This window comes from Candidatus Leptofilum sp., from assembly GCF_965223285.1.
Lineage (GTDB): Bacteria > Chloroflexota > Anaerolineae > Promineifilales > Promineifilaceae > Leptofilum.
Genome location: NZ_OZ244997.1, coordinates 4,607,754 through 4,621,414, shown reverse-complemented (window position 1 = coordinate 4,621,414; position 13,661 = coordinate 4,607,754). Strand labels below are relative to the sequence as shown.

Annotated in this window: 12 protein-coding genes; 2 read left to right on the top strand and 10 right to left on the bottom strand. The window is 52.0% G+C overall.

Annotated elements, in window-relative coordinates; genetic code table 11:
- Positions 1-61: 61 nt before the first annotated feature.
- From ACOQPU_RS20755 to ACOQPU_RS20720, 8 genes are all read right to left on the bottom strand, one after another.
- Entirely contained in the window at positions 62-2,185 is a 2,124-nt protein-coding gene (locus tag ACOQPU_RS20755) for an ArnT family glycosyltransferase (protein WP_420641745.1), read from the bottom strand.
- Positions 2,186-2,389: 204 nt separating this feature from the next.
- Positions 2,390-2,746, bottom strand: coding sequence for a 50S ribosomal protein L20 (rplT, locus tag ACOQPU_RS20750; protein ID WP_420641744.1), 357 nt, complete (start codon positions 2,744-2,746; stop codon positions 2,390-2,392).
- A 94-nt stretch (positions 2,747-2,840) separates the two neighbouring features.
- Positions 2,841-3,089, bottom strand: coding sequence for a 50S ribosomal protein L35 (gene rpmI, locus ACOQPU_RS20745; protein ID WP_420641743.1), 249 nt, complete (start codon positions 3,087-3,089; stop codon positions 2,841-2,843).
- Positions 3,090-3,216: 127 nt separating this feature from the next.
- On the bottom strand, positions 3,217-3,708 hold the full coding sequence (gene infC, locus ACOQPU_RS20740; protein WP_420645860.1) for a translation initiation factor IF-3: 492 nt from the start codon (positions 3,706-3,708) through the stop codon (positions 3,217-3,219).
- Positions 3,709-3,940: 232 nt separating this feature from the next.
- Positions 3,941-4,141, bottom strand: a complete 201-nt coding sequence (locus ACOQPU_RS20735) for a hypothetical protein (protein ID WP_420641742.1) — start codon at positions 4,139-4,141, stop codon at positions 3,941-3,943.
- A 95-nt stretch (positions 4,142-4,236) separates the two neighbouring features.
- The gene (locus tag ACOQPU_RS20730) at positions 4,237-5,244 is read right to left on the bottom strand and encodes a sortase (protein ID WP_420641741.1); all 1,008 of its coding nucleotides are present in this window, start codon (positions 5,242-5,244) and stop codon (positions 4,237-4,239) included.
- A gap of 122 nt (positions 5,245-5,366) precedes the next feature.
- Positions 5,367-5,801: a VOC family protein gene (locus ACOQPU_RS20725; protein WP_420641740.1), complete on the bottom strand. Its 435-nt coding sequence runs from the start codon at positions 5,799-5,801 to the stop codon at positions 5,367-5,369.
- Between the two features lie 52 nt (positions 5,802-5,853).
- Positions 5,854-7,842, bottom strand: coding sequence for an ArnT family glycosyltransferase (locus ACOQPU_RS20720; RefSeq protein ID WP_420645859.1), 1,989 nt, complete (start codon positions 7,840-7,842; stop codon positions 5,854-5,856).
- Positions 7,843-7,983: 141 nt separating this feature from the next.
- Between ACOQPU_RS20720 and ACOQPU_RS20715 the strand changes: the two genes are divergently transcribed.
- Positions 7,984-9,429 carry an LCP family protein gene (locus tag ACOQPU_RS20715; protein WP_420641739.1) on the top strand — a complete coding sequence of 482 codons (1,446 nt, stop codon included), beginning with the start codon at positions 7,984-7,986 and terminating at the stop codon, positions 9,427-9,429.
- A 181-nt stretch (positions 9,430-9,610) separates the two neighbouring features.
- Positions 9,611-11,755, top strand: coding sequence for a hypothetical protein (locus ACOQPU_RS20710; protein ID WP_420641738.1), 2,145 nt, complete (start codon positions 9,611-9,613; stop codon positions 11,753-11,755).
- Here ACOQPU_RS20710 and ACOQPU_RS20705 read toward each other — a convergent pair.
- Together ACOQPU_RS20705 and ACOQPU_RS20700 are read right to left on the bottom strand one after the other, a co-directional pair.
- Positions 11,752-12,594, bottom strand: coding sequence for a hypothetical protein (locus ACOQPU_RS20705; RefSeq protein ID WP_420641737.1), 843 nt, complete (start codon positions 12,592-12,594; stop codon positions 11,752-11,754). The two genes, ACOQPU_RS20710 and ACOQPU_RS20705, sit on opposite strands and share 4 nt — an antisense overlap.
- Positions 12,595-12,607: 13 nt before the next feature.
- Positions 12,608-13,606: a peptidylprolyl isomerase gene (locus tag ACOQPU_RS20700; RefSeq protein ID WP_420641736.1), complete on the bottom strand. Its 999-nt coding sequence runs from the start codon at positions 13,604-13,606 to the stop codon at positions 12,608-12,610.
- Positions 13,607-13,661: the final 55 nt, after the last annotated feature.

Below are 13,661 nucleotides of genomic sequence, written 5' to 3'. Positions count from 1 at the left end.
TGTAACTCTCTGTGAAGCTCTATCTTTCTTCTGTGTTGCTCTGTGTTCCCAAAAAACTGCGTCATTTCGTAACTTCCAATTCTGTTAGTTGAAGATGATCGCCAACGGCCGTTCCATCCTGCCGCACCGTTAGCCGCTCCGTTTGGGCACAGGCGGTGTCGAGACAATGGTATAGTCCGATGGTGAGGGGATATTGTCCAATGCCCACTTCCGCCGGAATCACAAACTCATGCAGCTGCACCAGCCAATCTCCCGCTACCCAACTGCTGCTGGGCGCGTCCAGCCGGTCTGCCTGCGCCAGCGGGATGCCATCTGGCCCGACGACGTGGGTAAACAGTCGCAAATCGGACGTCGCCTGCTGTACCTGCCAAACCGTCACCAGTTGCACTACATCGCCTGCTGCCGCGCTTTCTGCCGATAGATCATACCCAATCAGGTCTGCCGCCTCGCCAAACTGAGCCGCTTGGGGCGTTAGCCAACTTTGCCATACTGTTACCGCCTCTGCGCCCACTACCTGGTAAACCCAAATTGGCCGATCAATATCGTCAGGGCGCAAGGGAAGCGTTTCTTGCAGGACGGCCGTTTCGACTTCGCTCAGTGCAGGTGTTTCTACATAAGGCTGCAATGCCTCCGGCAGCGACGCAAATCCCGAAAACAACAGTAGTGCTTCGTTTGCATCCGGCACAATCAGGCTGCCACGCCCATCGAACCAGCGCGGGCTGTTCACGTTTGCAGGCAGCACCATTTGCGCCAGGGCGGGCGTGTGAAACTGGCCGGGCGTAATAGTGGAAACGGCCGTATCTGCCACGTGTTGCACCGCCAAATAATCCAGCACGGCTATCATTGTACTCTCGTACTGCACCCGCACCTCTGGCGCATTGGCCCAGGTGCCAAAGTAATCTCGCGCGGTGATGACGGCCGTTCCGCCAAATAACAACACGGCCCCCACACCAATAATTGGCGAGACTTTCCAATCTCCAATCTCCAATCTCCCCACCCAATCAACCGCCACCGCCACCAATAAATAAACGACTGGCTGCATCCCCATCCCTTGCGTCATGCTCAATTCCGGCCCAGTGATGAGTACCGGAGCTAGGCCACCAACTAGCCAGATGAGTGCCGCCGCGTAGGCCAGACGGCCGTTCACTTCAACCAATCCCTTTACTTGCCGCTTGCCACTGGCCACTCGCCACAAAGCCACCGCAATACCCAAATAAAACAACACACCCATAACTGGCCCCAGCAACGGCCGTTCCGGGATGTTGTATCGCCACGCCGTGTCTCCTGCCACTGTGAAAATCGCCAGCCCACCCTTGATATTGTCCCAAAGCAAAGAAAAATCGCCTTGCAGAACGGCCGTTAGCGGCATACTCAGCTCATCAATCCGCAACTCAGCAGTGGGGTTGGCGCGTAAATAGGCAAACAGCGGCCACGCCAGCACCCCTGCCACCAACAGCAGCAATATCCCCCAAAACCACGTGTACCGTAACCAGGCACGGTTCCATATCCCACCCAGCAGCAGCAACGCGGGAAACAGCAGCCACAATCCCCGCGCCGGAATGTAGGTGTAGAAGGTAAGACCAACGAAGAGGCCAGCGGCGAGGAAAGTAAACAGTAATCGGTAATCAGTAATCGGTAATGTCGCTGCGCGACCGCTTCGCGTACGGCGAGCAGTCTCCAATCTCCAATCTCCAATCTCCTGCTTTTGCAACCCATGCCAGAAGAAGAATAAAGCCAACGTAAAAAGTGCAGGCAATGTAATTGATCGCAAACCTTGGCGGGCAGCCATGAGCGGCCAAAAGCCCACGGCCAAACCAGCGGCCGTCAGCAAGGCTATGCGATTGTTAAAAGCGATTCGTGCCCAGGTGGTCATCCCCCCGATAAGAATTAGGCTAAACAGGACGGCCGTTCCCCGCAGTGCCCACCCATTTTGCCCCAAAAGTGCCATTGCCCCCGCTGTGGCGTAATCAAACAGCGGCTCGCGCCCATAGCCAATGGTGAAGTAAATCTCTCGCGCCCCGTTCAGGATGGCAACGGCCGTAATCCCGTGATCGGCCTCATCATGCGTAAACCCTGGCGGCACACTATCTAGTTGATAAACGCGCAGCGCAACGGCCGTTAGCAAAATCAACAGCAACCAAAAGGTAAATCCGGTTCGCGTTTCCACATCCAACAAATTGCGCATCGTCGGCGGATATTACAGGAGCAAGATAGGGGAGACAAATACGGCCGTCCTGCGTTTAGCCAACTCACACAGGGACAAATCAATCATTTTTCGCGTAAATTCGCGAAAATCGTGGCAAAAATGAATAAAAAAGCACCTCGCAAATTCATGCGAGGCACTTCCAAAATGTAGGCAATCAAAAGATCAATGGAGGCAGCTTATGAATTAGTTCGCCAGCGCATCCTTTGCCAAACCGACAACGGCCGCGAACGCAGCTTCATCCCGCACCGCAAGATGCGCCAACGCCTTACGATCCAAATTCACGTTAGCCAGCTTTAATCCATGCATAAAACGGCTGTAGCTCAAGCCATGCATCCGTGAAGCCGCATTGATGCGCGTGATCCACAAACGGCGGAACTCACGCCGACGAACGCGGCGATCCCGGTATGCATACCAGTAAGATTTCATCATGGCCTCGTTGGCCCGCCGGAACAACTTGCTCCGCGTGCCCCACTGGCCTTTTGTCATTTTCAATATTTTTTTATGACGTCGTTGGGTTGTAAACCCACCTTTTACTCTCATTTAAATACCCTCGCATTTGTACGATGGCCTGGCGCTCAAGCCCATTCCCAAAGGAAAACCGAGGCCAGGCAGCGAATCATCGTGTGTTAGTAAATTAAGCAGGCGGATTCGCCTTATGTTTTTTCAAATATGGAGCCAAACGCTTAATGCGCTTGATGTCACCAGAATTTTCTACGACAAGCATACGGCTAAATAACTGCTTGGTGCGCTTAGATTTACGCCGCCGCAAATGACTTTTGCCACCTTTGGTACGTACAATCTTGCCACTACCAGTTACGCGAAAACGCTTGGCCGCCGCTTTGTATGTCTTCAACTTGTATTTTTTCTTTTTTGCTTTAGCCATTTTTTCCTCTTAAACAAAGTGAAAGCATTTGGTCAAAAATTCTGCTCTCACACAAAAGCCCCCGGAGGGGCTTTACCTAACATCCTACATTTTGATTTTTCAAAAACAACAGGAAGTTAAATGCCAACTACCCTGTTGGATTTAGTAAAAGTGTCATGGACCAACCTTCCAGCTTTGGAGCTTGCTCCACTTCAGAAATTTCGCCTAACTCTTCAGCAATTTCTTCTAAAGTTTGCTGCCCAATCTCAGGATACGTGATCTCACGTGCTTTGAAACGAACTTGGAATTTAACCTTTTTGCCTTCTTCAAGCCATTTTTTGGCCTTGTTTACATAGACATCCCGATGAAAGTCAGACGTGCGTGGGGTTAAACGAAGCGTTTTGATTTCAATCTGCTTTTGCAGCTTTCGCGCTTCTCGTTCTCGTTTCGTCTTTTCGTAGGCAAATTTGCCGTAATCCATAATACGGCAAACAGGTGGTTTGGCGTTTGGGGCTACTTCAACCAAATCTAGCTCGGCATCTTCTGCCATTTGTAAAGCCTGATTGGTGGGCACGACACCATGATTGGTGCCATTGTGGTCAATTAATCTGACCTCACGAACCCGTATACGCCGATTAATACGATACTCCGGGCCAGAATTGACCCTTGTGCGATTACTACTACGCCGTTTTCGAATAGTTATTGTTCTCCAATTTTTAAAGTGAGCAATTCAAATAATCACTCAGTCGATAAGTAAACAAACAGTCCGGTCATCTGACCGGAATGAGGCAAAAATCATATCACATCACTCTGGGAGCGTCAAACATTTTGCGGTAAAAACAATGGCCGTTTTCCAAGAAAATCGGCAACCTTTACAGCAAAACAATATTCAAAACGATCAACAACACAAACATGATGGCTGCCAGCACAAAAACCCGACGCAAATCTTTCAGCACATAGGCATATTCTTGGGCAAAAGCACGGCTGCTGTCTCGTTTGTTATCTGCTGCGTTTGCTGCCTCAGCGGTTTGCCGTCTTAACCGGGCGCGACGGCTGGCGCGATCTTTAGCCATGATAATTTTCCTTCAACCAGATTTATTCTATGGCGTGATGTTACCGCCAGATGGTCAAAAAAACCATTAGCAAATTGGGAGCCAGGGTGCAAGGGTTATGAGGCTGGATTGTTGGTTTTGAGGTCGGCAAAAACAACGATGCGCTGGGTGTTGATGCGGTATGGGTAACAGGAGATAAGCGTCGCACTAGCATGATCAGTTGGGGCCATCACTTCGACTTCGGTCGGTTCCACAATCTCAATTTTGGTTACGACATAAGTGTAGCTCCGCGCGCCAGTAGAGACGGTGAATTCATCACCAGGGGAAAGTTTGTTTAGGTCACGGAAAATTTCGCCGTAGATGTCGTTGTGGGCGGCCAGCACCATATTGCCACCCTGCCCCGGCAAAGCAGAACCTGTGTGATGCCCAACGCCGCGCTTGAGCTGCTCCCAATCGTAAACGCCAGCTACAATGGGGGCGTTGACCCCAATTGACGGAATTTCGATGATCCGAGCCTGTTCAGGACCGGGCGTAGGTAGCGGCGGGGGTTTGTAGGCTTGCATGGCGGGCAGCAAGTGGGCAGGAATGTCGCCGGATTCGATGGGTTCAGGGGAACGGCCGTCTACGTACCGATGTCCCGTAGGCAAAACCACCAAATCAATGAGCGGCGCGGCCGTAGGGGTGGGCAGCGTCAACGCCGCCGCTTGCGATTGCTGCACTTCGGCCAATTCCTGGTTGAGATCGCGCTGAGTGCTCCATAGGTTAAGCAACACAATAACCAAGCCAATCACTGCACCAACTTCAACAAAAAATAGTAAACGATTGAGCCAGGAACGGCCGTTGCCCTTCTTCTTATCCTTGTTATCCAGATGATCTACGAGGGCAGATTCTGGTTCATCTTCCAACTGAAGCTGATATTGGCGGAGTGCGCCGCTAGGTTCAGCTTGGGGACGGGGCAACACGGGTGGCTGCGGGTGAGGAGCAGGCAAGCCAACGACATCCACCACACGCCCTTCTTCTTTGAGCCGCTGCAAACGTTGGCGGCGCACGGCATACTTCTTACGATAAAGTAACTGCTCAAGTTCCTGAACGGAAAGATTGTCAGGCAGTTGTTGGTTGCTCATGCGCTAATGATACGTAAGATGTTACACTATGTAAAGTAACTGACGTCCGATTCGCACAATTCTCATGTTGAACAGCCAGTTTCTGGACGAATCTGGCCAGACCAAAACCCCAACTACGGTCATCAATGCCATTCATTTCTTTTTGGCTCATCTTCTGGTGCCCAAACAATCTCAACAGTATTTCCCATCGGGTCTTTAACAGGAAAGCTCCAGTAAAAATGCCAGTGTGGCTTTTCATAGAATGAGATAACATCTTCTGTTTTCAACTTATCTACAACGGTGCGAAATTCCTCTTCTGTATAAGAGACAGACCAGCTAATTACTGGTTGGTCTCCTTTTCTCCATCCAGGCTGCCAAGCCCAGCCTGAAGAAATAGGTTGTGCTTTGGGATCAGAAAAGAAGGTGAATTGCAAACCATCACAATTATAAGCCAGTCCGCCACTGGAATTGTCAAAATAAATTTCGTTTAGCCTCAGCAACTCCGAATAAAAGTGGCGCATCGCTTGGACATTATTACACGGTAAGTAAATAAACTTGACACCTTGTGGATTCGACATGAAGTTTTCTCCTTATTACTTGTAATGGTTCAAGGCAAGGTCCATTCGATGTTTATTCTTGGTGGATTTCGAGGGTAGATACGGCCGTAAAATCCCCCACAACCTCGCCGTCCTCCTCCAACACGGGCAAACGGTCACCAGAAAGCCGATCATAAATGCCCACAATGGCCTGGTAGCTGCCAGGCGCAGTTTCTGCCGAGATGGAAATCTGATGAATTTGGGCCACCAAATCCCCCGCTTGCCAAGCCCAAGATGGTGCATCCAACGCATCTTGCTGGGCAAATGGCGCGCCAGACGCATCCAAAATCTGCGTGAACATGACCACATCGGTAGTGAAGGCAGGTGGCACAATTGGCCCCACGTTGGCGGGATTGGTAATGCGCCACACCAGTAGCAGTTCGGCCGTTTCGCCCGGGGCTGTCTCGTTGATCCACTCAGCATGGTGTAGGGTGAGCGCGTTGTTAAAGTTGGCAACGGCCGTTTCCTGCGCCCACATCTGCAATTCAGAAGCATCCAACCAATAATCGGTAAAGCTGGGGTCAAGATCATCTGGCCGCATGGCAACTATTTGGCGCGGCTCCAACCAGCGGGCAAAGTAAGGATGTGGCGGCGTGGAAGCCGGAATCATCGCCAGGCTGCTTTGGCCTCCAGAAGCCACCAACGCCCAACGCGCATCTGTCCAGCGTTTACCTGCCTCACTTCCCGTCAGCACCAAGTTGATCGAGGGATCATGTGCTGGGCCGGGGTAAACGGTAGATAGCAGCACGGGTTCCGCTGGATTGCTGTCGGCCAGATAATCGAGCGTCGCTACCAAGTTCACTTGGTACGCACCGCGCACATCTGGGTCATTGGCCCAGGTAATAAAATAGTCAGAAACGCTGTGCCATCCTGCAAAAATTAACCACACGGCCGCAGCCGTCGCGAGAACCCAACGGGGCAAATGATTCATTTTGGGCTTGAGCCATTGAACAACCGTGCCAAACCCAATGGCCGGCAGGACAAATACAGGAATGAGCGCAGCCAAATTGCGCGTGGTATTGGCTGTCGGCCCAGTAATGAGCGAGGGCAAAATACCCACACCAAACCAGAGCAAGACAAAGGTGTAAGACGGCCGTTTCCACCGCCACAGGCAAATCCCTAGCCCTAACACAAAAAAAACGGCCGTTACCGCATCAAACACCGGCCGCCCCGGAATATTGTATGCTAGAAATTGGTCACCATAACCGGGCCAGATGAACGCCAGCAGTGCCGAGGTTGCATTTTGCCACAGCGGCAGCAAATTCCCATTCCGCAAATTTTCCAGTGGGGCATCCAGCATACTCAGCCGCGTGAGTGCATAAGGATTGCGCTCCAGGTAAACAAACAGTGGCGTGACCAGCACGCCAGCCAGCAGCAGCCCTGCCAACACAAATCGCCAGCTTTGGCGGAACGTCTCCCGTCGCTGCCAGGCCAAAAAGGCCAAGAAGAAGGGAAACAGCAGCCACGCAACTCGCGCGGCTAAATAGATGTGCAGGGTGATGGCGACGCAAACGCCAAAGGCACCAGCCCACCCCCAACGGCGGCGCGATGGCTCATCAACTTTGTCAATGAGCTGCCAGAAGAACCAAACGGCCGTTCCCATAAAAAAGGGAAGCATTCCCGCCCGCAATGCTTCCCGTGCCGACGCTAATGGCCAAAAGGTGATGCTGAGCAGAACGGCCGTTACCAACGCGGTCGTCTCGTTAAAGCGGCGGCGTACCCACAGGTAGCTCACGCCAATGGCAAAAGTGCTAAATAAAACATTCACAAAACGCAAAGCAAACAGCGTCTCGCCAAACAGCCACATGCTAGCAGCGGCCGTATAACTATACACCGGCTCACTGCCATAATTCAGCGGAAAAACAAACAGCCATACCCCTTGCAAAATGCCAATTGCCTCCCGGCCGTGATTGGCTTCATCGTGGGTCAAGCCAGGGGGGATCTCTGCCAGGGCGTATAGACGCAAGGCAAATGCCAGCAGCAAAATGAGCAGAATGGGTAGCCATGTTTGGTATGGTTTCATCACAAGAGGGGCATTATAAAGTAGCCAAATAACCGCGTCAAAACAGTGGCACCTCTGCTCCCAAAATCATTTTTTGACGTTGCCTGTTAGTTTTATGCTATAATCGCAACTGCCCTTTTGGCATGGAACGCGCATAAAAGTATGAAATTAAATTCATCTCGTCGCACCCCTCCCCGAATTCGCTTGCCGCTATGGGCCGTAAGCCTATTGGGGTTGGGAATCATTATTTTGCTTATCGGTAGTTCTATTTGGCTCTACCAAACGGTTCAGGCAACCGTTTCCTCACTAGAAGTCATTAACCCCGATTTTGCCAACCCAAGCAGCAACAACGCGGAGGCAGTACAAACGCTGCCTGCCCCCAGCAGCAGCGACAGTTCCACCAATCCAGCCGTTAACGAACCAGCCCCCATCTTCTCATCAGATGCTTTCCGCCCGTGGGAGGGCAAGAATCGCGTCTCGATTTTGCTGCTGGGAATCGACCAGCGGTGCGAGGAAGATGGCCCCACCCACACAGACAGCATGATGGTGCTCACGATTGATCCCGTTGGCTTGTCTGCGGCCGTTTTATCTTTGCCGCGCGATTTGTGGGTAGACATTCCAGATTTTGGCGTTGACCGGATCAATCAGGCCAACTATTTGGGCGAGATTTATGAATATCCCGGTGGCGGCCAGGCTTTGGCCGTCCAAACCGTTGAAACCTTGTTAGGTGTACCGATTGATTATTATGTTGCCGTTAATTTTGAAGCATTTGTAGAGGTGGTCGATCTTATTGGGGGCATCAATATAGATGTTCCTGAAGCAATTGACGACCCGGATTACCCCGATCGGTGCTATGGTTTTGATCCCTTTTCTATTGAAGCAGGCGAACAACATTTAGATGGTGAGACAGCGTTAAAATATGCCCGCACGCGGGAAACCTTCGGCGGAGATATTGATCGCGCAGCCCGTCAGCAAGCTGTCATTTTGGCAGTGCGTCAGCAGATATTTGATCTGAATAATTTGACGCAGCTCATTGGGCAAGCACCACAATTGTGGCAAACGTCACAAGAGAATGTACGCACCAATATGACGCTAGATGAAGCAATTCAGTTGGCGTTACTCGCGCAAGACATTCCCCGTGACAGTATTCAGACGGCCGTTCTCAACTTTGATTATGTGTACAATGAAACCACGCCAGACGGCCGTGAGGTGCTTGTACCCGTGCGCGAAAATATCCGCCAGCTGCGAGACCAGTTGTTTGCCCCGCCGGCCATTCCCACGCCGGTCATTGAAAACCTTCCTGCGCTGATGGCTGCCGAAGAGGCCCGTGTGGCCGTGCTAAATGGTACGCCCGAATTCGGCTTGGCAGCGTCTACGCAGGAATATTTGGAATCGTTTGGCATTCAGGTCGTTGAAATCGGCAACGCCGATGCTTCAACCTATCTCACCTCCCAAATTATCACCTACGGATCATACCCCAACACCAGCCGCTATCTGACCCAGTTGATGCATGTCCCACCGCTCAACGTGAGCAGCGGCACCAATCCCGACGGCAACTACGATATCCTGATCATCATCGGCAACGATTGGAGAGTACCTAGCTCATAGCTATTGCTTCCTGAAAACAGGCAAGCATTGTGCTACTCCTAAAACGGCCGTGTTCATATTTGCTGGCTGCGAACGCTTGCAATACAAGCGCGCTGTAAGCGCATCTGCAAGTCTGGTCGGGCACGTTTGTGCAATCCCGACTGGCTCAATGCCGCAAGAGGAGAGAACAGGAGGATTGTCCATGCGAAAACCAAGCTGGTCCTGCTTGTTGGTTGGGCTAATATTGGCGACCCTTGTTGCCTGTAAACCAATTAGTGAAGATGAACAGGAGCAACCCACTGCTGAACAACCAACGGCCACAACAAACCTGCCCATTGAAAGCCAGGGGGATCAGGCAGCCACCATGCCAATCCCAACAAAGCCGCTGGCCACCAGCGCACCACCCCCAGCGCCAACGGCCGCTCCCACCTCGGCTGCTTACGCCGGTTGGCAGCAAATTGGTAATCCAGCGACAGGTCTACAGCTCATGGCACCCCCCACGTGGTTCAATCTCTCAGGCCAGGTCGATACGGCCGTTTCTGCCAACGAGCTGGGCATTACCGTCCTGCTACTGGCCGACTCTGAACGCACAGGAGATGGACTACTTGGCAACAAAAATATTGGAACTGGTGCGTACGTAGCGGGCCTCATTGCCCATCTAGATTTCTCTCCCAACACGCCTCAAGCCACACTCAATCGCCTGGCAACAGACCTCACCAGCGAGGCCGCAAGAACCATTATGGCCGAAGCAACAACGGTTAGTGCCAATGTGGGCAGCGGCGGCATTGTAACGGGTGCCTACATAGATTTGGAGGGTACCCCACTCCTTTTTAGTAGCAGCGGTGCTGATGTACACACGCGAATTTATCTATTTTCCACAGCTTTAGGCGGCAACCTGAGCCAACAAACCCAGGCACTTTTTATTATGAGCAGTGCTAACGAACAATGGCCTCAGTATGAAGAAACATTTAACAAGATGGCCGACAGCATCATCTTACACAACATTTATGCCGATCTTGTTATTCAGGATGGCTCAGCCAACGTGTTGGGCAGTTTGGGTCAGCAAGATTTGGTAACCGGCGAACTGAACGAAGGTGTCAAAGATGTATGGACATTTAGCTTGCCAGGCTCTCGCTACGCTAACATCACGCTTAGCCCAGACAACAAAGATATTGATCTCATCCTGTCACTCATTAGCCCAACCGGGCAAACGGTTACGCGCATAGACAATGGGTATGCGGGCGACACCGAAATTATGATTGACAATTTGCTGCAAGACAGCGGCCTGTATGTGGTAGAAGTGAGCGAATTTTTTGGCGACACGGGTCGTTACACCATGAGTTTGGTTTTAACTGAGGAGCCGCTTTTTGGTGGCGGCGGCCGTTTATCACCGGGGCAAACGATTCAAAGCACCCTGGCACGCGGCGCACAGCATATTTGGACGTTTACGGGCAATGCGCAAGAAGTCGTTAGCATCGTGCTAACTCCGGAGAATCAATTCGATGCCATTCTGGACATTTACGGCCCAGATGGGTCACGCTTGGCTGCCTTGGATGAAGGGTTCAGTGGCGATGCAGAAGTTGTGGGCGCTCTGGAATTACCGCTAACCGGTGAGTATGACATTTTGGTGCGCAGTTTCGCCGGAGAAGGCGGAAGCTACTCTCTTTCACTAGATGAGGGTGGTGACAGTACAAGTAATTTTTATGACGCTGGAGATTTGGTGATTGGACAAATAGCCCGGGAAACCTTACGGGTCAATGAAGCCCATGCCTGGTTTTTTACAGGCCGGGCCGGGGATGAAATGTTCATCACGGCCACGCCATTAACCGCAAATATGGACCTGGATATTTGGCTGCTAGATGCAAACGTAGATCGGCTGGCGGAAGAAGACAGCTTTCTGGCGGGGGAATCTGAAACAATTGACTTTATTTTGCCGGAGGATGGTCAATATATCGTTTTAGTTCGAGACTTCTTCGGTGAATCTGGGCGGTATGAAATTAGTTTACGCGCCAACCAAGCCACGCCGCCCGATGAAGCTGGTGTGCTAGATTTTGGCACGGCCGTTTCTGGCACGCTCCAACCAAATCAAACCGTTGTTTGGTATTTTGAGGCTGAAGATGGAGATGAAATTGACATCGAGCTAACCCCAAGTGATGCCAACACCGATTTACTATTCCTTGTCTATGATCCGACGGGCAACCAAATTTGGGCAATTGATGCAGCCCAGGCTGGCGAAAGTGAAGCTGTGAATGCGTACCCGGTGATGATTGAAGGACGTTGGAGCATCGTTGTGCGTGAATTTTTTGGCGAAGCGGCCAGCTACACGCTGGAAATCAATGAAAATTAATGATTCTGCACAAAGTTAATTTGCAGCAAATTTTCGCTGCAATTGGGGCGGGTTTGTACACGATAAACTTGGGAAACTGCCGTGCCGCTGGGCGACTCTAGCTGCACATTGTAATCTCGCATCACAGGGGAATCGAAAACAAACTGTTCCCAGCCAGACGGCCCATAATCGGGCGCACTGCCTACCAGCACCCGTTCATCAATGCCGCTGCCCCACACGTGCACTCTGTAACTGCCAAAAGCGACTGGATTTCGATTCAAATCCAGCACTTCGCCTGCTACCCCTAGCCAGCCACATCCTGCATTGTTGGCGTGATTTTGCAAGTAGAATGGGCTGTTATCCGTTTTTGTAAAAATGAATGCCGAGCGCGTTGGGCTGGGGGTTGGCGTAGGCCCTGGCGGCGTGACCGTGGGCGTATTGGTGGCTGTGGGCGTGTAGGTGGGCGTTGGCGTTTTGGTGGGAAAAGTGGGCAGTGGAGAGGGCGTAACCGATGGTTTGAGCGTGCTAAATGGCAAGGGCGTGGCTGATGGCTGTACAGGCGGTGGTGTCCAGGTTGGGGCCAAAGGGGGTTCTGTCTCTGTAGGTGTCACTGTAGGTAGTTCAATAGCGGCAACCAATGTCGGCAGTTCTTCATCTGGAGCAAACGCGGGTGGCACAGCAATCGTTGGCAATGCCTGGCTAAACCGGTCTAGAAAAGCCAAGGAGGGCAGCCGCTCTGGTGCCAAAAAAAAGAGGGCAATCACGGCAACGATGCCCACCGAAAGCAGCAGCAATAATGCCGCAACCAGGCTCATTAAGCGTCCGGCACAGCCGGACTGTCGTCTACGTCGAGTAGCCATAGGTGGTGGCAGCTTAGGAGCCGCTGCTTACCTCTACAATGCGCTCAATGGTCGCAGCTTGCCAAAGGCCATCTAGCCAGGTTTCAAAGGCTTCCTGCAACAGCACGGCTCGCGCTCCGGCGTCTAACAGCCGTTGCGGATCCCGTTCAATGAGCTGCACCAGATAGTAAATTGGCGTACCTTCGGCATTAACGGCCGTAATCACTGGGCTAACGCTGCCGGGTTCAGTCAGGGCAAAGGCGGCTGCTTCTACTTCTGGCACCAACAGCGTGCCGGTAGCAAAGAAGCCCAAATCGCCCCCGTTTTCACCGGTCACGCGGTCCAGCGAATGGATTTGAGCCAAAGAGGCAAACTCACTGCCGCTTTGTAGCTGGGCCAGCAGCGTATTAGCTAAGTTCAGATCATCCACCTGAAGATAACGCGCATGAACCTGCTCAACAGCTAGCGGCACATCCGCGGTAACGGCCGTTACCATCTGCTCCAAAATAAGCCCGTAGGCCGCTTCGTTGCGAATTTCTTCTTCGGTATATTGGTTTGCTTCCAGCCACGCGGCAAAATTTTCAGCACTGCCTGCCCGGTTTTGCAACGCATCCATCGCCTGGTTCACCATCTCATCGGTGATCACAACCCCTTGGGCAGCCGCTGCCTGGCGAATGAGCAACTGCTCAATGAGCGCATTCAATACTTCAGTTTTGTAGCTATCATCTTCGGCAACGCTCCCCAATTCAGCCACCGCCTGCTCGTAGCGCACCAACTCAGCCTCAAATACCGCCAGAGGCAGCGGCTCACTATTCACTCGTGCCGCCAAGGGGATATCTGGCGTGGGGGTGATAGGAACGGCCGTTTCGGTGGGCAACACAATTGGGTCGTCGCTCACCACTGGCGGGGCCAAGGCATCATCTGCCTGCTCATTACTGCCAACGGGTGAAACGGCCGTGGGCAACGGGTCTTCTTCTCCACAAGCTACCAGCAACAATGACAGCAGTAAAAACAGTAAAATGGTTCGTTTCATAACGTTTTCCAGTACAGCTTTTTTCACATAAAATTTTGGCGATTATACCCAGCCC